The organism is Vibrio sp. 10N.286.48.F5 (assembly GCF_041469785.1).
Classification (GTDB): Bacteria; Pseudomonadota; Gammaproteobacteria; order Enterobacterales; family Vibrionaceae; genus Vibrio; species Vibrio crassostreae_C.
This window is the reverse complement of the sequence record NZ_JBFRLG010000032.1, coordinates 1-18855: the sequence shown is the minus strand read 5'-3', so window position 1 is coordinate 18855 and position 18855 is coordinate 1. Positions and strand designations below refer to the sequence as shown.

General features: G+C 43.6%; 14 protein-coding genes and 1 other annotated feature. Of the genes, 5 read left to right on the top strand and 9 right to left on the bottom strand.

What is annotated here, in order from left to right:
- Positions 1-112: 112 nt before the first annotated feature.
- The 3 genes from AB4185_RS17670 to ettA all read right to left on the bottom strand — a co-directional run bounded on the left by AB4185_RS17670 (position 113) and on the right by ettA (position 3320).
- Positions 113-1144, bottom strand: coding sequence for a M23 family metallopeptidase (locus tag AB4185_RS17670; RefSeq protein WP_372135712.1), 1032 nt, complete (start codon positions 1142-1144; stop codon positions 113-115).
- Between the two features lie 49 nt (positions 1145-1193).
- On the bottom strand, positions 1194-1562 hold the full coding sequence (locus AB4185_RS17665; RefSeq protein WP_372135711.1) for a PilZ domain-containing protein: 369 nt from the start codon (positions 1560-1562) through the stop codon (positions 1194-1196).
- Between the two features lie 90 nt (positions 1563-1652).
- Positions 1653-3320 (bottom strand): energy-dependent translational throttle protein EttA, encoded by a 1668-nt coding sequence (gene ettA / locus AB4185_RS17660; RefSeq protein WP_017056147.1) that lies wholly within the window; start codon positions 3318-3320, stop codon positions 1653-1655.
- Positions 3321-3583: 263 nt separating this feature from the next.
- Between ettA and sltY the strand changes: the two genes are divergently transcribed.
- Both sltY and trpR read left to right on the top strand, forming a co-directional pair.
- Complete coding sequence (gene sltY / locus AB4185_RS17655; RefSeq protein WP_372135710.1) at positions 3584-5533, top strand: murein transglycosylase; 1950 nt, start codon at positions 3584-3586, stop codon at positions 5531-5533.
- Positions 5534-5705: 172 nt separating this feature from the next.
- Positions 5706-5999: a trp operon repressor gene (gene trpR / locus AB4185_RS17650; protein ID WP_017059358.1), complete on the top strand. Its 294-nt coding sequence runs from the start codon at positions 5706-5708 to the stop codon at positions 5997-5999.
- Positions 6000-6127: 128 nt separating this feature from the next.
- Here the strand turns inward: trpR and yjjX are convergent, their stop codons facing one another.
- The 6 genes from yjjX to AB4185_RS17620 all read right to left on the bottom strand — a co-directional run bounded on the left by yjjX (position 6128) and on the right by AB4185_RS17620 (position 13797).
- Complete coding sequence (gene yjjX / locus AB4185_RS17645; protein WP_017062855.1) at positions 6128-6649, bottom strand: inosine/xanthosine triphosphatase; 522 nt, start codon at positions 6647-6649, stop codon at positions 6128-6130.
- Positions 6612-8990: a bifunctional diguanylate cyclase/phosphodiesterase gene (locus AB4185_RS17640; RefSeq protein WP_102428688.1), complete on the bottom strand. Its 2379-nt coding sequence runs from the start codon at positions 8988-8990 to the stop codon at positions 6612-6614. Before AB4185_RS17640 ends, yjjX begins: the two co-directional genes overlap by 38 nt.
- A 333-nt stretch (positions 8991-9323) precedes the next feature.
- Positions 9324-10499, bottom strand: a complete 1176-nt coding sequence (pheA, locus tag AB4185_RS17635; protein ID WP_017059361.1) for a prephenate dehydratase — start codon at positions 10497-10499, stop codon at positions 9324-9326.
- Positions 10500-10511: 12 nt separating this feature from the next.
- Positions 10512-10633 (bottom strand) — a sequence feature (Phe leader region).
- A 110-nt stretch (positions 10634-10743) separates the two neighbouring features.
- Positions 10744-11079 (bottom strand): ribosome hibernation-promoting factor, HPF/YfiA family, encoded by a 336-nt coding sequence (gene hpf / locus AB4185_RS17630; RefSeq protein ID WP_004735034.1) that lies wholly within the window; start codon positions 11077-11079, stop codon positions 10744-10746.
- A 424-nt stretch (positions 11080-11503) separates the two neighbouring features.
- Entirely contained in the window at positions 11504-12928 is a 1425-nt protein-coding gene (locus AB4185_RS17625; protein ID WP_372135709.1) for a transporter substrate-binding domain-containing protein, read from the bottom strand.
- Between the two features lie 140 nt (positions 12929-13068).
- Positions 13069-13797 (bottom strand): outer membrane protein assembly factor BamD, encoded by a 729-nt coding sequence (locus tag AB4185_RS17620; protein ID WP_017059363.1) that lies wholly within the window; start codon positions 13795-13797, stop codon positions 13069-13071.
- A gap of 137 nt (positions 13798-13934) precedes the next feature.
- Here AB4185_RS17620 and rluD point away from each other — a divergent pair, with 137 nt between their 5' ends.
- From rluD to clpB, 3 genes are all read left to right on the top strand, one after another.
- On the top strand, positions 13935-14909 hold the full coding sequence (gene rluD / locus AB4185_RS17615) for a 23S rRNA pseudouridine(1911/1915/1917) synthase RluD (RefSeq protein ID WP_017059364.1): 975 nt from the start codon (positions 13935-13937) through the stop codon (positions 14907-14909).
- 2 nt (positions 14910-14911) lie between these two features.
- Positions 14912-15652: a peptidoglycan editing factor PgeF gene (gene pgeF, locus AB4185_RS17610; protein WP_065584732.1), complete on the top strand. Its 741-nt coding sequence runs from the start codon at positions 14912-14914 to the stop codon at positions 15650-15652.
- A gap of 142 nt (positions 15653-15794) precedes the next feature.
- Positions 15795-18368 carry an ATP-dependent chaperone ClpB gene (gene clpB, locus AB4185_RS17605; RefSeq protein WP_065584733.1) on the top strand — a complete coding sequence of 858 codons (2574 nt, stop codon included), beginning with the start codon at positions 15795-15797 and terminating at the stop codon, positions 18366-18368.
- Positions 18369-18855: the final 487 nt, after the last annotated feature.

Below are 18855 nucleotides of genomic sequence, written 5' to 3'. Positions count from 1 at the left end.
TAAAAAAGAGCGACCATTTGGTCGCTCTTTTTGTTTGTGTTGAATGCCGATATTGCATCTGGCCTATAGTAGGCGAAATGCATTTGGATCATCATGGGCCAAACGAACAAACCTAGTTAGTCACGATAGGCTCTTTGTTATTCTCGTTCGAGACTCGGTTATCATCGCTGGATACTGTGTCGATAGTTGAACTGATGTAAGGCACGTTAGTTAGGTTGATCTGCAAGCGAACCACGTTATCAATCAGCTGAACGAGTGGGCCCCATTTCACCTTTTTCTCTTTCTCAAACACGTAATTGAAGTTTTCTGGTGTCCAATCCATCAAGTATTGAGGGTTCAATGAGCGACCAAGGAAGCGTACTTCATAATGCAGATGTGGCCCAGTTGAGTTACCTGAGTTACCACAGCTCGCAATCACATCACCTTTACTGACAAACTGACCGCTGCGAACTTTGAATTTTTGCAGATGCGCGTAAGAGCTCATGAAGCCAAATGAATGGCGCATGGTGATAAAGTTACCAAAGCCTTTCTTGCTTGGGCGTACGGTTTCAATCACACCATCTGCCGGTGCTAAGATATCTTCACCACGCTTACAAGTAAGGTCGATACCAGTATGGTTGTGGCGTTTGCCTGTAATTGGGTTAGTACGGCGACCGTATGAAGACGAGATGCGTTGATAAGCCATCGGACTATCATTAGGAATTAAGCGGAACATGGTAGCTCTTACCGCGGAATCGACGGCTGCAGCATCAATACGGTCTTCTAGTGAAACCTCATCGGTGTGTAACTCTTCATCAGCCAGGCCTAGAACGGATTCCACATCGAATACACGCTTACCCAGTAATTGAATCGTACCTTCTTTCTCAGTTAAGGCTTGAGATAGGTTGTGGTTGGTTTCAACTTGTTCCGCGTATAAGAACTCGGTCTGCTCTTTTTCAACAATCAGAGTTTCAATTAACTGTTGTGCATCACCGGCTTGTGCAGCTAGCTTGTTTTTACTCTCAAGGTGCATGTAGGTTGCACCACCAATCAACATCGGTACTGAGAGCAGGGTTGTCATGCATAAGAGTACGGCTTTTCGACCGAAGTAAAACGTCTGTTCCCCCTGACTGGAGGGAATAGTAATGGATAGTTTTTTAGACATGGTTCTGTATTAACTAAATGCTTCTAATAGAAAAAGGGTAATGGAGATGTCACTTACTACCTAAGTCGGTAAGGTGTTCAATCTCTCTATAAAGCAGGTCATCGTCACCAACATTAAGCTCAACAAGGCGCTTAAGGTGGCTGATACTATCAATATCTAAATGCTCTATGCGTAAACGCATTGAGGTATTGATGGTAGAGACTATCGTTGCTTCTAACTGAATATTGATATCACTGTTTTCGAGTTTAAAGCTCACTTGAACAGGGACATCATGGCTAAGTTGTTTTGATTCATTGCATTGAATGAGTAAACCATGGAGTGATAAGTCTTGCACTGAGCCTGATACCTTTACTTGTCCTTGTGAGATCTCAGTCGGGACTTGATAAATAACTCGTGAAAATTGACGTCTTTCAACCATAAGTAATCTCTCTATATCGATGCATTACACGTAAGCCAGATATATCAAAGGCCGCTATTATCGCGGCCTTTGTTCAAAATACAAGCTTATTTACTTAGCTATACGCTTGTACTTGATACGGTGCGGCTCTGCCGCTTGTGCGCCTAGAGTCTGCTTAAGCCACTCAGTGTACTCAGTATAGTTACCTTCGTAGAAGTTAACTTGACCTTCATCACGGTAGTCTAAGATATGGGTCGCAATACGGTCAAGGAACCAACGGTCATGCGAGATAACCATTGCACAGCCCGGGAATTCAAGCAGTGCTTCTTCAAGAGCACGTAGCGTTTCAACGTCAAGGTCGTTGGTAGGCTCATCGAGTAGCAGTACGTTACCGCCCGCTTTTAGCAGTTTCGCTAAGTGAACACGGTTACGTTCACCACCAGAAAGCTCACCGATGATCTTCTGTTGGTCGTTGCCTTTAAAGTTGAAACGAGAACAGTAAGCACGCGCAGGGATTTCGAAGTTGTTGATCTTAATGATATCAGCGCCTTCAGAGATCTCTTGGAATACTGTCTTAGTGTCGTCCATGCTGTCACGGAACTGATCAACAGAAGCAAGCTTAACGGTTTCGCCTAGTTCAACTGTACCTGAATCTGGCTGTTCTGCACCGCTTAGCATCTTGAATAGTGTTGATTTACCTGCACCGTTGGCACCAACGATACCGACGATTGCGCCCTTAGGCATGCTGAACGATAGGTCGTCGATAAGAACGCGATCACCAAACGATTTAGTCAGGTTGTTCACTTCAAGAACTTTATCACCTAGACGCTCACCTGGCGGGATGAACAGTTCGTTGGTTTCGTTACGCTTCTGGTATTGGCCAGTTGTCAATTCTTCAAAACGAGCCATACGAGCTTTAGACTTAGCTTGACGGCCTTTAGGGTTTTGACGAACCCATTCAAGTTCTTTCTCGATTGTCTTTTGACGTGCGCTTTCGCCCGCTTTTTCTTGCTTAAGACGCTCGTCTTTTTGCTCTAGCCAAGACGTGTAGTTACCTTCCCATGGGATACCTTCACCACGGTCAAGTTCTAGAATCCAGCCAGCTGCGTTGTCTAGGAAGTAACGGTCGTGGGTAATCGCCACAACAGTACCACTGTAATCAACAAGGAAGTGCTCAAGCCATGCTACTGATTCTGCATCCAAGTGGTTGGTTGGTTCATCAAGAAGCAGCATGTCTGGCTTTTCAAGAAGTAGACGACAGATAGCAACACGACGACGCTCACCACCTGATAGGAATTCAATTTTCGCATCCCACTCAGGAAGACGAAGTGCATCAGCAGCACGCTCTAGAGCAGTCTCTAAGTTGTGACCGTCTTTTGCTTGAATCAGAGCTTCTAGTTCGCCTTGCTCTTTTGCCAGTGCATCGAAGTCTGCATCTGGTTCTGCGTAAGCTGCGTAAACCGCATCAATACGCTTAAGTGCGTCAGCAACGTCAGAAACCGCTTCTTCTACGATTTCACGAACAGTTTTTGATTCGTCTAGCACAGGCTCTTGTGGTAGATAACCTACTTTAAGGCCTTGTTGTGCACGTGCTTCACCATCAATATCAGTATCAATACCAGCCATGATACGTAGTAGGGTAGATTTACCTGAACCATTTAGACCCAAAACACCGATTTTAGCGCCAGGAAAAAAGCTAAGAGAAATGTCTTTAAGAATTTGACGCTTAGGTGGAACAGTTTTGCTCACCCGAGACATGGTATATACGTATTCAGCCATTGCCGATCGATCCTAATTATTGTTCAAAATTGTCTGCTATTTTATACCAATATCCTCAAAGATGTTACTCCTAGGGCAGAAAAGCCACTCTTGAACTAATCCTTACCTATTATTGTCACATTGGTCATTAAAACTATATTTAATGGGCTTCTGAGGCGAAGTGTTAAATATTAATAATATTTACACTCAAATCCTTTACATTTGATGTGATGTCGGGCGTAAATAGACTTCACGTATTCATACACGCACTAAGGAAAGAGCGAATGTTTTTCCGCATTGGTAATACGAAAATTGCTGTGGCTGCATCGGCAATTTTGTCTTCGGTTTCACTGGCTCCGGTCGCTATGGCTAGCAATGCATCCGAGCTTGAAATGCAGCGTGACGTTTATGATAAAGCGCAAGAGGTTTTAGACAGCCGTGATCTAAAAGCTTACTCCGCGCTGCGTAACAAAATTCAAACATACCCTTTAACACCTTACACCGATTATCGGGCCTTTCTGATTGGCTTAGGTGATCGCACACCTGCTGAGGTCGATGCTTTCATTGAAGAGAACAAGGCATTGCCTTTCTCCAATCGAATGCGCGTACCTTATTTGGACTCATTGGCTTCTCAAAAACAGTGGAAGACGATCCTTGAGTTTCAAACCAAAGAGCCTGTCGGTGAAAAATACCAATGTATTTATTATCGAGCGCATTACGAGCAAGGTAACCAAGAGCTTGCCTTTAAAGGAGCTAAACAACTTTGGTTGAGTGGTAGTGGTGTTGATGACGCTTGTGACCCTTTATTTAAAAGCTGGGATCAAGCTGGGCTAAGAACTGATGAGCTGATTCTGGATAGAATGCTGCTAGCGTTCGAGGGCCGTAACGGTAAGTTAATGAGCTATCTGATTAAGCAATTGGATCATGATGAGTCAATTGCTCAAGCGAAGCAGATGAAGGCGTTGTACAACAAGCCTGAAAATGTACTCGCGTTTGCTAAAAAACATCCAGCGAATGAATTCTACCAAGCTCAAACCGAGTTTGCTTTCGAGAAGCTAGCAAGGAAATCATCAAGCAGTGCTCAAAAGGTGTTTGATGATGTCATCAAGGCTCAGAAGTTTTCGAAAGAGCAATCTCAAGAGCTCGCTGATTACCTAACGTTTCGTCTGATCAACACCGACTCTGAAGAGTTAATGGTGTGGCGCGACAAAATGCTCGCGAGTTCATCAAAGCAAGTTCTGCTGGAACGACGTGCTCGCTTAGCAATTCAACATGCCGATTGGACGGGTTTGAAAGAGTGGATAGCGCGCTTGGATGATAAACATCAGGCTTCGCTTCGTTGGCAATATTGGCAGGGCAGAGCTGAAATCGCGACGGGCGATACTGACAAAGGCAATAAGCGACTGTCAGATATCTTGGGTCAGCGTAATTTCTACAGTGTGGCTGCGGCTAAGCAGTTAGGTAAGCCAGTTCAATATCCAACATCGACACTTAAATACAATGCTGAAACAGTGAAGCCATTCGACACCTCTTTGGTGCGTATTGGTGAACTGATTGACCGAGACAAAATTGCGGCAGCGAAAAGTGAATGGCGCTGGTTACTGACCAATGCAGATAAAGAGCAAAAAGAGATGCTTGCCGCTTACGCTGCGACACAGCGTTGGAATCACTTTACCGTAACAGCGAGTATCTCTGCGAAGATGTGGGATAACATTGCGCTGCGCTTCCCTGTAGCTCATAAGTGGTGGTTTAACTTCTACGCTGAAAAGCACGATCTCGATCCAATCACTATGATGTCTTTAGCAAGACAAGAGAGTGCGATGGATTCAGAAGCTCGCTCTCCAGTTGGCGCGCGTGGCATTATGCAAATTATGCCCAAGACGGCGCAATACACAGCGAACAAACATAAGATTAAGTATCAGGGCAGCGATGATCTTTATGATGTCGGCAAAAACATTGAGATTGGCAGTCACTACTTAGATGGTTTACTCGCTCAATATGATGACAACCGTATCTTTGCGTTTGCGGCTTATAATGCTGGACCTAGCCGTGTGAAACAGTGGCGTTCACGCAGCGATGAAAAGCTCGATGCCTTTGCATTTATCGAAATGATCCCATTCAAAGAGACACGTGGCTACGTTCAGAATATCTTGATGTTTGAGACCTACTATCGAGATATCTTGGGTGAGAAAGGGACGTTTTTAGCGCCCCATGAGGCAAAAACGAAATACTAAGCCTTCGGCATTTGGCCCGAAACTGAGTAAGAATAAAGGCAGTGAGTGCTAACCATTTCCACTTACTGCCTTTTTACATTGGATCGCATCAAGTGTTTCGGTATAAAGTGTTAAACGATTTCAATCGTTAAGCGACTCTTTAAAGTCAGAATTTAAAAGTAAGTGTAGAGATATGGCATCACAACCTGAATATGATAATTGGCAACAACTGATGGACTTGGTAAAGACGGCTGTCGAAAAAGATCAGCACGAGCTGTTGTTGACTATGATGATGACACCAGACGAGCGAGATGCTCTGGTTGCTCGAATTAATATCTTCTGTGAGCTGATGAAAGGCGATATGTCTCAACGACAGGTGAGTCAAATGCTGGGCGTAGGCGTAGCGACGATAACCAGAGGCTCAAATGAGCTAAAGGCCAAATCTGAGCAAGAGAAAGTCGTGATCGCCGACCTATTGCTAAAGTAATAATGGAATTAAGCTATCACGCGATAGTATGAATACGAATTCGATAAAAAACGCTAACTGGATGTTAGCGTTTTTTGTTTCTGAAGATTGTTATTGGAATCTTTTGAAGTTTAAGGAAGCCTCAAATACTAAATAGGAAAGTGTTCAGGATTCACAAATGGGATCAGAGCCAAAATTAAAGCTTGATGATAGACCGAACTGCGTGACAATTGGTTATGTGTCAGTAGGCCAATGGCACCACCTTTCTGTTTGATATTGTCGGTACCAAACACTTCATCCATCACATCCCCTAACTCGTTTGCATGCTCTAGTTTCTCAAGCACGGCTGGTGGCAGCATCAGACTTGCTGAACGAGACTCGCCACGTTGGCCATTCGTTTCGATCACCATCCAGGCAAAGGTGACGTTTGTTTCTATTCCCGCTTCTAGACCAACATAGAAGTCTGCATCAGGCTGAGCTTGAGTTGCGTTGTGAACTCGATTCACGGCACCTTGATAGGTTTCATCATTGCTCATCGGTTGATCGGCGACACCACTAGGGACGCTGATGCCTTGGAAATCAAATTCAGTATCAGGAAAAGCAGATAAGAACGCACTTTTAACGGCGTTGATTTTAGCTGGGTTCAGCGATGCGATGATTACAGATTTCATGTGTCGGATTCTTTTTGTTGTCGATTAGATTGAGTTGATGTTGTCGGTACCAGTCACTCAATTCTTCTAGTGGCATGGGTTTACCAAAGTAATAGCCTTGCAGCATATCGCACTGTGCATCCTGTAACCACTGGTGCATGCCTTGAGTTTCAATCCCTTCGGCGGTGACCTTTTTCCCTTGAGCATGACACAACCCGATAACCGGTTTTACGATGTTCTGGTTATTGGTCTCAATCAAGGTATCCAAAAACGCTTTATCCAATTTAATTTTCTGAGTTGGATACTGCACCAGTTGAGTGATAGAGGTGTAACCGGAACCAAAATCATCAATCGCAAGTCGATAGCCCATGCATGCCAGTTCGTTCAGCAATGGAAAACCTTCTGAATTTGAGTAAAAGGTTTCAGTGATTTCAAAATCGATTAGGCTTGGTGGAATTCGATTTAACTCCGCGTGTTCTTTAATGAAACCCGCAAGATGAGTGGTTTCAATGCCAGCAGAAGATAGGTTGATCGACAATTGAATTGAGTGATCAAATTGAGCCTGAAGTCGATGGAATGAAGCAAACGCATTCTGTATTACCCAGCGGTCAACATGTTCAAACAGCCCGGTTTGTTCGGCTATTGGAATGAACTCATCAGGTGGAACTAAACCAAGTTGTTTCGAATCCCAGCGCAATAAAACCTCAACACCAATAATATGGGCTCCGGTTGAATCCATATAGGGCATATAGACGAGTCTAAATTCGTCATCAAAGTTCTTGTCTCTGAGTGCTCGCTCGATGTTTGCTTGGCGTTGAATTACTTTGTCTAAATCTCTTGAATAGTCAGCAAATTGGTTTTTACCGGCACGCTTGGCTTGGTACATCGCGGTATCCGCGTTGGACAGAAGCTTCTCGATTGAGTTGCCATCATTAGGGTAGGTCGCAATACCAATACTGACCGTGATCGGAAAGCTGCCTGATTCGGTGACAAAGCCTTTTTGCAGTGGAGTGAGCAAATCGTTCGAGAATCGATGCGCGACATTTCCTCGGTGACTAGGAGCGTTAATGTAGACAACGAACTCGTCTCCAGAAAGTCGGGCTGGCATACAATGAGCGTCGAATTCCTCTTTATAATGACGACAAATATCTGAAATACGCTGAGCAAAAGAAACCAGAATCGAGTCGCCGATTTGATGCCCGTATTTGTCGTTCACAAACTTGAAGTTGTCCAAGTCAAAATAGAGAACCCAGGTTTCGGTATTCGAACTCGGTTTTGGCAACGATTGCTGAACGAAGGTTTGAAACTGATGCCTATTGGCTATTTGGGTTAACTGATCATTTTCGGCCAAGAGCTTGGTCTGTTGGTAGGTGTTATCTAACTCTTGGTACATGTCATAAAAACGCTGTGATAGGCGGCCAAGCTCATCACGAGTGCCCAAGCGTTCGATGTTCTTACGTTGTTTTTTTTCGACTTGCTGTAGCTGTCGATCGAGCCGCGTTATTGGAGTAATCACAGTGCGAGACAGAAGCATGAGTAGAAGAGCGACAGTCACAAACGCAGACAGGGCAAACGACAAACTCAGCTTGTTCCAAATTGAATCGAGCTTGTTTTCTAATAGGAATTGCGCCGGATCGACCGTGGCGTACAGTTCTGGAGCAAGCTTGACTGAGTGGGTGACATCATTTTCCAAAGAAACCGCTATGGATGTGAAGAATAAACTGGTTTGGTAGTCGAACTCTATCTGTTTTCTCAGCGCATTAAATTTGTCGAGAGAGACAGAGACAACAACAAAGAACACATCGTCGGGTTGATTGTTAACGGTTGGGAAAATCGCTTTTCTATCTACCTTGTCATAGTGAACCAACATCCCTTCGCCTTGGGAGTTTTGAATATAGTTGGTACTCGATGTTGCTAAGGTGTCTTGATAGTGCAGGTCAACATACTCCAATATCTTACTGTCAATCTGAGTGCGTGAGTCATTGCTATTATCCGCGTAATAACGCAGTTTTCGATCACCATTAAGAAGCGCTAAACCTGTATAGCTTTCATCGTCATCTTGCAGGAAATGAATGGCTTCTCGAAGATTACTGACCAGTTCAAGATCGCGAGATAGATTTTGATCAGTGAGAAAATAACGCTTCACCATATCACTCTGGGTCAAGGTGTAAGAGTAGCTATTGAGGAACGAACGAGATTGGCGAAAGTATCCGGCTAGTTTTTCCATGTTCAGTTGAAGTGCGTTGTCTTCGCGTTTGATGAAACTGCTTTTTTGCGTCGAATAAATAATATAGCTAGAAGCCGCGGTACTGATCAGTATCACAGGGGCTATTAGTAGTAAGATTTTAGTACTTAGCTTCATAGTTAATGACAACACTATTTATAAATTAAGCGCATAAGTTTATGTTACTTAATGCTTACTCGCTATTAATTATACGTAGTTCGATGATTTCCTGTGAAGGGGGTAAGGTTTTGTCTTTATTGATAAAAAAAGCCACTAATGAGTTTTTGTTAGAAAGGCTCAAGTAGTGGAGAGAGTAAGCGTGCCGAATGTGCGAAACAAGTGAATTGTGTTTCAGGCATGCTAGGGTGAGTTTTCTTAGCGAGAATAGTACTCGACTAGAGGGTGATTTAAGTATTTGGCCTGCTGTAGGCCAAATACTTATGTTAGCTAAAAGCTGATACTCACTTTCAGCTATGACAACTTAACTTGAGTCGCTTTGATGTTCTCACTTGGGTAGCAACCCAACACCTTAAGGTGGCGAGTAATGGCTGTTAGTTCCGTTATCGCTTGTTGCATATTATCTGAATCCAGATGCGCCTCTAAATCGACATAGAACATCTCTTCCCAAGGGTTACCCATGATAGGACGAGATTCTAGCTTAGTCATGTTGATGCCTAAGCGTTGCAGGATCAGTAGTGTTTCTACCAAAGAACCCGCCTCTTGAGATGTCGACATGATGAGCGTTGTTTTCGCTGGTATTTGAGTCGATACTTCAACAGGCTTACGCGCCACAACGATGAAACGAGTGTGGTTCTCTGTTTGGTTTGCAATATTGCTCTGGATTGGCTGTAGTCCATAAAGCTTACCGCTCGATGCATTACCAATAGCAGCTACGTCATTACCACCCAATTCTTTAACTTTTTTCATTGCATCAGCGGTGCTTGCGCAAGACTCAAGGTTGACACCCTTAAGGCGGCTCAAGAACTCACTGCATTGTTGATGAGGTTGTGGGTGCGAGTAGAGTGTTTTGATGTCTTCTAAACGGATATCACTTTTAGCAACAAGGCAGTGCTCAATCGGTTGAGAAAGTTCGCCAACAATGTATAGAGTCGTATGCTGTAACAGGTCGTAGACCTCGTTAATTGACCCTGAACTGGTGTTCTCAATCGGCAGGACACCGTAGTCGGCATGGCCAGACTCTACTGTTGATGCGACTTCTTTGAAGTGATTACAGTTCAGCTCAATCAATTCCATATTCTTGCGGCTGAAGTATTCGCGGCTCGCAAGGTGAGAATACGATCCCTTAGAACCTAAGAATGCAACGCGAGCCAATGGTTTACGGCTTTGCGGGTTCGCTAGGTTTTGTAAGTATGACTGTTGTAGTAAAACGGAATCTTCGATGATGGTGTGAAACAGCTTGGTAATGTACTGCGCATCAAGTTCGTATTTATCTTTGCCGTTGTTGATCAGCTTAACTAATAGTTGTTGTTCTCGTACTGCATCACGAACTGGTTTTGATGTCTCTACTTTGCTTTTAGCGACTTCGATACTTAGCTTGCGACGCTCTGAAAGTAACTTCAGGAGTTCGTCGTCTAAATCATTAAGACGAAGGCGGATATCATCCAGTGAAATTGAGCGGTCAGTCATAAATGTGTCCTTATAAAAAAGCCTCCCTAGTGTGGGAGGCTTCTTGTTCGTTTTTGACTTGTTTTTCTAAAACGACTTAGCCTCCGATTTACGGAAGAAAAAAGAAGTCAAAAATAAACAAAGATTGAGTGTGCATAAAAAGTGATTGTTTTATGAATGTTTAAACACAATAAGCAAGCGAGCTACGAGCGTCAAGCAAAAAAATAGCGCCCTGAGGCGCTATTTTTTAATCTGTTCTCTTTCCTTATTCTACTTCAGCTTCTAGCTCTTCGATTTCAGGCTTTTCAGCGCGGCGCGCTTCTGGTTTATGGCGTAGCTTGTTGAGTTGACGCTCTAGTTTTTGTTCTACTTCGTTGATCGCTACGTAGAGGTCGTCATGGATTGATGAAGCAACAAGTTGGCCTTTTGGTACGGTTAGTACCGCTTCAAATTTCTTCTTCTTGTTTGGTTCTTCGCTAAAGCTCGCTTGGCAGCCAATGATGTCTACTTGCCATTTATCTAGCTTTTTAAATTTGCTTTCTATGTGATCACGGATTGCAGAGGTAATGTCGATGTTTTTACCAGTGATGTTCATTTTCATAGAAGTTTTCCTCTGTTGTATCCCTCATGGGTTAACTTCAGATTACGACTTTTAGGAATAAAGAATGTGATCTAGATCTTGTTTTGGTTGGGTGGGATAAGCATTAAAATCAAATGTGATCTTACGCAAGTCTTAGTATCTTTTTGGCGAAAAATGCTTGTTATCCTTATGAAAAACGATAACTTGGAGGCAAGGCTTCGCTAAAAATTAAATCAGTTTTTAGGGGTGTCCTACAGCCTATGGAAAGTACTTGATTGAAATTTACTCAATAGTGTTTTGTGATATAGGTCTTGTAATATAGGTCGCTACATAAGCTTCTTCAGAATTAGATAAACAAAAGCCGCATAAGTATTCTTATGCGGCTTTTGTGTTTTTTAGCTTTACCTAATACCTTTGGCTCCCCAGCTCTGGGATGGAGGCGATCCTAGTCGTTAGTGTTCAGTAATCTCGCTGTGCCGTCCTCTCGGATAGCATTGATAGCTTGTAATTGTTTATAGATTACGAAGTAACGATTGATGTTGGCAACATAGGTTACGGGTTCTTTACTCGCGTATTTGCGAGTGATGATTTCTACGTTTTTAAACCAGATGTTTGGGTTGTAACCTTTCTGCTTGGCAATGCTCCTCATCTTTCTGATCTTAGCAGGACCAGCGTTGTAAGAAGCCAAGGTAAAGTAGATTTGATTGTCGGGTGATATTGCCGGGTCGTCAAAATATCGGTCTTTGATAAAGCGCATATACTTCACACCCGCATGGATGTTGTTATCCACCTTATGGATGTTCTTGATGTTGACGTTTTTATCTTTGGCGGTACTCGGTAATACCTGCATCACACCAATAGCCCCGCGATGAGAAATCCGGCTCTGATCCAGTCCTGATTCTTGGAAACCTTGAGCTGACATCATCAAAGGATCAAATTCATACTTGCTCGAATACTTTTCAAAGACATCTGAGAGTTTAGCTACTCGGTCTACTTTATTGGGGTTGAGTGCTCGGCCTAACCAGCGAGTATTGTCGATGTATTTCTGGTAGATGACATTCCCAAGCAGGGTGCCTGTTCGTGCGGTCTTGACGTATTTGTTTATCTCTTTCTTCAGTTGAGGGCTGTCTTTTCTTAAAGCCCAAGCAATACGACCATTTTCTCGTAAAGGTAAGTCGTTATGGACTTGAATGTTTTCCATTACATCGATCCAGAGCTTGGCTTTATGGTTATCCAGAATTGTGCCTTGTATATAACCTTGGTTAACCAGTTCTATCAGCTCGTAGTCTTGTAATGACTCCTCGATAAAGTGGACATGCAGTGGTGGTAAACCTAGCTCGTTAAGCTCCTTATTAACTCTTTGTACACTCTCGAAGTAACTCGAGCTTGCTCGTATCCACACCTCTTTGCCACTCAATTGCTTGATTTCGGTGATAGGTTCGGCCTTTTTCCCTGTGATAATGAGTTCTTTACCATCTTTAATCATCGGATCCGAAAAATCGATGGTTCGTAATCGTTTATCGGTGATCGTTAGGTTAGCGACAGCGACATCACCATAGCCAGACTCTAAAGAGGGAAGTAGATCATCTCGTTGCACGGGGATGATTTGAACATTGAGATAGGGATGTTTCTTACGAAGGCTTTTCTCAAAGTGGTAGAGCATTTCTGCCACGATGCCTTTTGGCTTGCCATCCTCGATGTAATAGAAACCAAGATCGGCAGACACTAGCACTCTAACCGTTCCTTTGGTTTTGAGCACATCCAAGTCACCCATGTAAGGCTTATTGCTTAATGGAGACAGTTCTAATGCGTAGGATAAGTGGCTAAATAGCGATATCCAGATAAATAATAACAACCTACTCACATCCACACTCCATGTTGATGTTTTGTTAAAAGTTATCTTTTGAAGATACCGTGTATTATGCGATCCATCAAGTTTGCGATATGTAGATGAAAAAAAGCGCGCTAGTAAATTAGCGCGCTTTTAGGATTGAGATGTAAGAGGTTTGATTAAGGTAGTGGGTTTAACTCAATCAACTTTTCTGTTCTTAACACAGCGTCATCTAGGCCGAGTTGTTGATAAGCTTTTAGCTGGATATCTAAAGACTTACGCGCAGCAATGGTGTCTGGGTAAGTTTTTTGCAGCTCTTGCGTTCTGTTGATCGCAGCAATCCAAGCTTCGCGGCGTAGGTAGAAATCAGCGGTTGCTAAGTCATACTCTGCTAGGCGGTTCTTAAGTGCGAACATGCGTTTTTGTGCATCTTCAGCATAAGGGCTACTAGGGAAACGTTCGAGTAGTCGCTTGAAGTCAGCAAACGCAAGTTTCACTGGTTCAGGATCTCGGTCACTACGGTCGATATTAAAAATATCGTGCATGAAGTTTCGGTCTTGCGCCATGTGCGTTAAGCCGCGCATGTAAAGAACCCAGTCTTGTTTCTCATGCGTTGGGTTCAAACGTAGGAAACGTGAAATGGTAGCGAGGCCAAGTGCCAAGTCATCATTTTTGTAGTAAGCGTAAATCAGATCGAGCTGTACTTGCTCAGAATAGGCGCCGAATGGGTAACGTGAGTCTAGGGCTTCTAGCTTTTCTATTGCTGAAAGCCAGCTACCGCTCTGCAGTGATTCTTGAGCGTCAGAGTAGAGAACCGATGGTGGTACATCTGGCACTATCTCTTCACTACTTGAACAACCAACCAAGAGTGATACGGCTAATAGACCCGATAAAGTAAGGTGTTTCATGTCAGGCGTCGATTCCTTGAATTAAATATTTCGTAAGCTTCCGTTACTTTCTAACCAGTAACAGATACAATGATGCAATTATTCTATTTTATCCATACTAATGGGTATTAGTCTCACGGTTTTTAAAAAAGTTCGATATGGCTCAGCAGATCACATTAACAGACACAGTAAAAAGCAGCCAGTTAGGTCAACGTTTAGACCAAGCTGTCGCTGAACTATTTACCGATTTTTCTCGCTCTCGCATTAAAGAGTGGCTTCTTGACGGCAAAATCCAAGTGGATGGCGAAGTTATTACAAAGCCGCGCGTTAAGGTTTTGGGCGGTGAAGAGATCATCTTGCAAGCTGAACTTGCAGATGAAGAGCGCTGGGAAGCACAAGATATTCCTCTAAACATTGTCTACGAAGATGATGACTTATTGGTTATCAATAAGCCTCGCGATCTGGTTGTACACCCAGGCGCAGGCACACCGGATGGAACCATACTAAACGCATTGCTTTTCCATTACCCACAGATTGCAGAAGTGCCTCGTGCAGGTATTGTGCACCGTCTTGATAAAGACACAACAGGTCTTATGGTTGTGGCTAAAACGGTTCCAGCTCAAACTCGTCTTGTGCGTGCTCTTGCTAAGCGTCGTATTACTCGTGAATATGAAGCAATTGCAATTGGCAAAATGACCGCTGGTGGTGTGGTAGAGAAAGGCATTAGCCGTCATGCAACTAAGCGTACCTTGATGGATGTAAATGAATTAGGAAAGCCAGCGGTAACTCACTACCGTGTTGCTGAGCACTTCCGCGAGCATACTCGTATTCGTCTACGCCTAGAAACGGGTCGTACTCACCAAATTCGTGTTCACATGTCATACCTTCAGCATCCGCTGCTAGGTGACGTTGCATACGGTGGTCGTGCTCGTATTCCAAAAGGTGCATCTGAAGAACTAACAACAATGATTCGTTCTTTTGATCGCCAAGCACTGCACGCCGTTATGCTTAAATTTGTTCACCCAATTACAGGTGAAGAAGTTGAGTTCCACGCTCCTGTGCCAAATGACATGGTCGTGATGGCTGAAGCGTTACGTGTTGATGCGCGCGAAAACTTGGAAGACGACATTTAATCATGTCGATGATCATCCCTAACTGGAATGCACCAAAAAACGTGAAAGCATTTGCTTCGACACGTTTTGATGGTTTTTCTACTGGTGCGTATCAAGGATTAAACCTAGGTACGCATGTTGGGGATGATGCTTCGCTTGTTGAAAACAACAGAGCCTGGCTTAAGCAACACGCTAATATGCCTGCCGCTCCGGTATGGCTACATCAAACTCACTCAACAGATGTCGTTACGGTTTTACACCCTACGGCAGATATTCTTGATGCTGACGGTGCATTTACCACAGCTAAAGATGTTGTTTGTTCTGCGATGACAGCCGATTGCTTACCTGTAATCCTTACTGATACCAAAGGCACTCAAGTTGCTGCAGTTCATGCTGGTTGGCGTGGTCTTGCTGGTGGCATTCTTGAAAATGCCGTCGCAAAGTTTTCAAACTTAGGTTCAGAGAATAAGATCATTGCTTGGCTTGGTCCTGCAATAGGCAAACAAGCTTTTGAAGTAGGCGATGATGTGTTGGAAGCTTTCGTTAGTTTTGACTCTCAAGCTAAGCTCGCATTTGAAGCCAAAGCTGAACCAGGCAAATGGCTAGCGAATATGTCTCAGCTTGCAACGCAACGACTGAACAAAGTTGGTGTAACTTCTGTGACAGACTCTAATCTATGTACCTTCGCTGATGCCGATGCGTTCTATTCTTATCGTCGTGATGGTATTACTGGACGCCAAGCTACTTTTATTTGGTTAGAGTAACCTTTAACTAGTGCAACCAGTCATCCAGCTCATTTATATTTTTATAACAGCTCTATTCTTCATTCTTATCCCTTGAAAATCCGCGTTACCGTATCCATCTTCTAACCATAAGATAAACATATCTAAGAGTAGGAAGGTTGGCATGCGTCTCGATCGATTCACTAGTAAATTCCAAATTGCGATATCTGATGCTCAGTCGCTCGCATTAGGTCGTGATCACCAATATATAGAGCCTGTGCACCTAATGGTGTCTTTGCTTAATCAAGATGGTAGTGCAATTCGTCCATTGCTCACCATGCTGAATATTGATGTGGTTCAATTGCGTTCAAAGCTAAGCGAAATATTAGACCGTGTACCGAAAGTAAGTGGTATCGGTGGTGATGTTCAACTGTCGAATGCAATGGGTACTTTGTTTAACCTATGTGACAAGGTCGCACAAAAGCGTCAAGACACATACATTTCTTCGGAAGTCTTCCTACTTGCCGCAATTGAAGATAAAGGCCCTTTAGGTAACCTGCTTAAAGAGCTAGGTCTTACTGAGCAAAAATTATCTCAAGCTATCGAGCAGGTTCGTGGCGGTCAAAAAGTTGATGACCCAAATGCCGAAGACCGACGCCAAGCGTTAGAGAAGTTCACCATCGATCTGACTGAAAGAGCGGAGCAAGGCAAGCTGGATCCGGTAATTGGCCGAGATGACGAAATCCGCCGTACTATCCAAGTACTTCAGCGTCGTACTAAGAACAACCCAGTCATTATCGGTGAACCTGGTGTTGGTAAGACAGCTATCGTTGAAGGCTTGGCTCAGCGCATTATTAACAATGAAGTGCCAGAAGGTTTAAGAGGCCGACGCGTACTTTCATTAGACATGGGTGCTTTGGTAGCTGGCGCTAAATATCGTGGTGAGTTTGAAGAGCGTTTGAAGTCAGTCCTCAATGAATTGTCTAAAGAAGAGGGCAATATCATTCTCTTCATCGATGAAATTCATACTATGGTCGGCGCTGGTAAAGGTGAAGGCTCTATGGATGCCGGTAACATGCTAAAACCAGCGTTGGCTCGTGGTGAACTCCACTGTGTTGGCGCAACGACTCTTGATGAATACCGTCAATACATAGAGAAAGATCCAGCGTTAGAGCGCCGCTTCCAAAAAGTGCTTGTCGATGAACCAACGGTTGAAGACACGGTGGCGATTCTTCGTGGTTTGAAAGAGCGCTATGAACTTCATCATCATGTAGAAATTACCGACCCAGCAATCGTGGCTGCAGCAACACTATCTCATCGATACGTTTCTGATCGTCAACTGCCGGATAAAGCGATTGATCTGATTGATGAAGCGGCTTCGAGTATCCGTATGCAGATCGACTCAAAACCTGAGTCGCTAGATAAGCTCGAGCGTAAAATCATTCAATTGAAGATCGAGCAGCAAGCTCTTACCAATGAAAATGATGAAGCCAGTGAAAAACGCCTTCGAACATTACAAGAAGAGCTTTCTGACAAAGAACGAGATTTCGCAGAGCTTGAAGAAGTGTGGAATGCAGAGAAAGCCGCGCTTTCTGGCACGCAACACATCAAGTCAGAGCTAGAACAAGCTCGTATGGATATGGATTTTGCGAGACGTGCTGGTGATCTTAACCGAATGTCTGAATTGCAATACGGTCGAATCCCAGAATTAGAGAAGCAGTTAGATCTTGCGACTCAAGCTGAAATGCAAGAAATGACGCTGCTGCGTAATAAGGTCACTGATGCAGAAATTGCAGACGTGCTATCGAAGCAAACAGGCATCCCTGTTTCTAAAATGCTAGAAGCCGAGAAAGAGAAGCTTCTTAAAATGGAAGGTGTTCTACATAAGCGAGTTATTGGCCAAGCGGAAGCAGTCGAAGTGGTATCGAATGCGATTCGTCGTAGCCGTGCAGGTTTATCTGATCCAAACAAGCCGATTGGATCTTTCTTATTCCTTGGTCCAACTGGCGTTGGTAAAACGGAGTTGTGTAAAACACTCGCGAACTTCATGTTTGATAGTGACGATGCAATGGTGCGTATCGACATGTCTGAGTTTATGGAGAAACACTCTGTTGCTCGTTTGGTTGGTGCTCCTCCGGGTTACGTTGGATATGAAGAAGGTGGTTACTTAACAGAAGCAGTGCGTCGCAAGCCTTATTCAGTGATTTTGCTAGATGAAGTAGAGAAAGCGCATCCTGATGTTTTCAATATCTTATTGCAGGTGCTTGATGATGGACGCTTAACTGATGGACAAGGTCGTACAGTCGATTTTAGAAACACGGTAGTGATCATGACATCCAACCTTGGCTCTTCGAGAATTCAAGAGAACTTCAATACGCTCGACTACCAAGGAATAAAGAATGAAGTGATGGAAGTGGTAGGTAAACATTTCCGTCCTGAGTTTTTGAACCGAGTTGATGAAAGCGTGGTGTTCCATCCATTGGGTCAAGAGCACATTCAGTCGATAGCCGCTATTCAGCTTGAGCACCTTAAGAAGAGAATGGAAGACAATGGTTATGAGCTTGAAGTTTCGGATAAAGCACTCAAGTTAATTTCTCAAGTTGGTTTTGATCCAGTATATGGTGCACGACCTTTGAAAAGAGCGATTCAACAAAGTGTCGAGAACCCGTTAGCGAAAGCGATACTGGCAGGAAAAATTAATCCAGATAAGAAAGTGCAGCTATTAGTAAACAACGACCGCATTATTGCTCACCAATAGTTGAAGTAAGAACGGTAGGTACGATTGGCCGAAATTAAGGCTTAATCGTACCTATTTTAAACGCTTTGTGTGAATAGTGTTCGAACGGTCGCCGGTGGCGGCTTTTTTTCGTTTTTAGCCTTGTACAAAGGATTATTCTCTCTATAATGCGCCTCCGTTGCCAAGGATAACCAAGCGGTTTGAACTGAGTAACAAGACGGTGATAAGCATTTAAGATGCTTTGAAAAATTAGCTGGAAAAAGTGTTTGACACTGGAATCTAATCCGCTAGAATGACCGTCCACTTCGAGAGGCTCCTTACTAAAAGGAAGGCTCAACAAGTAAAGCTCTTTAACAATTTAAACCTATCAATCTGTGTGGGCACTCGTTGATGAATATCAAAACGTTTTATCGTTAGATAAAACAGATTCTTCGGAATCAAAATTGATTTCAATGAACTGAGTGACCAATACGTTTAACTACTTGTAGTTATTCGGCACAGTCAATTC

Bases quoted from the DNA above. Each gene is read 5' to 3' on its own strand.
- AB4185_RS17670 (WP_372135712.1), bottom strand. From the start codon at position 1,144: ATGTCTAAAAAACTATCCATTACTATTCCCTCCAGTCAGGGGGAACAG.
- AB4185_RS17665 (WP_372135711.1), bottom strand. From the start codon at position 1,562: ATGGTTGAAAGACGTCAATTTTCACGAGTTATTTATCAAGTCCCGACT.
- ettA (WP_017056147.1), bottom strand. From the start codon at position 3,320: ATGGCTGAATACGTATATACCATGTCTCGGGTGAGCAAAACTGTTCCA.
- sltY (WP_372135710.1), top strand. From the start codon at position 3,584: ATGTTTTTCCGCATTGGTAATACGAAAATTGCTGTGGCTGCATCGGCA.
- trpR (WP_017059358.1), top strand. From the start codon at position 5,706: ATGGCATCACAACCTGAATATGATAATTGGCAACAACTGATGGACTTG.
- yjjX (WP_017062855.1), bottom strand. From the start codon at position 6,649: ATGAAATCTGTAATCATCGCATCGCTGAACCCAGCTAAAATCAACGCC.
- AB4185_RS17640 (WP_102428688.1), bottom strand. From the start codon at position 8,990: ATGAAGCTAAGTACTAAAATCTTACTACTAATAGCCCCTGTGATACTG.
- pheA (WP_017059361.1), bottom strand. From the start codon at position 10,499: ATGACTGACCGCTCAATTTCACTGGATGATATCCGCCTTCGTCTTAAT.
- hpf (WP_004735034.1), bottom strand. From the start codon at position 11,079: ATGAAAATGAACATCACTGGTAAAAACATCGACATTACCTCTGCAATC.
- AB4185_RS17620 (WP_017059363.1), bottom strand. From the start codon at position 13,797: ATGAAACACCTTACTTTATCGGGTCTATTAGCCGTATCACTCTTGGTT.
- rluD (WP_017059364.1), top strand. From the start codon at position 13,935: ATGGCTCAGCAGATCACATTAACAGACACAGTAAAAAGCAGCCAGTTA.
- pgeF (WP_065584732.1), top strand. From the start codon at position 14,912: ATGTCGATGATCATCCCTAACTGGAATGCACCAAAAAACGTGAAAGCA.
- clpB (WP_065584733.1), top strand. From the start codon at position 15,795: ATGCGTCTCGATCGATTCACTAGTAAATTCCAAATTGCGATATCTGAT.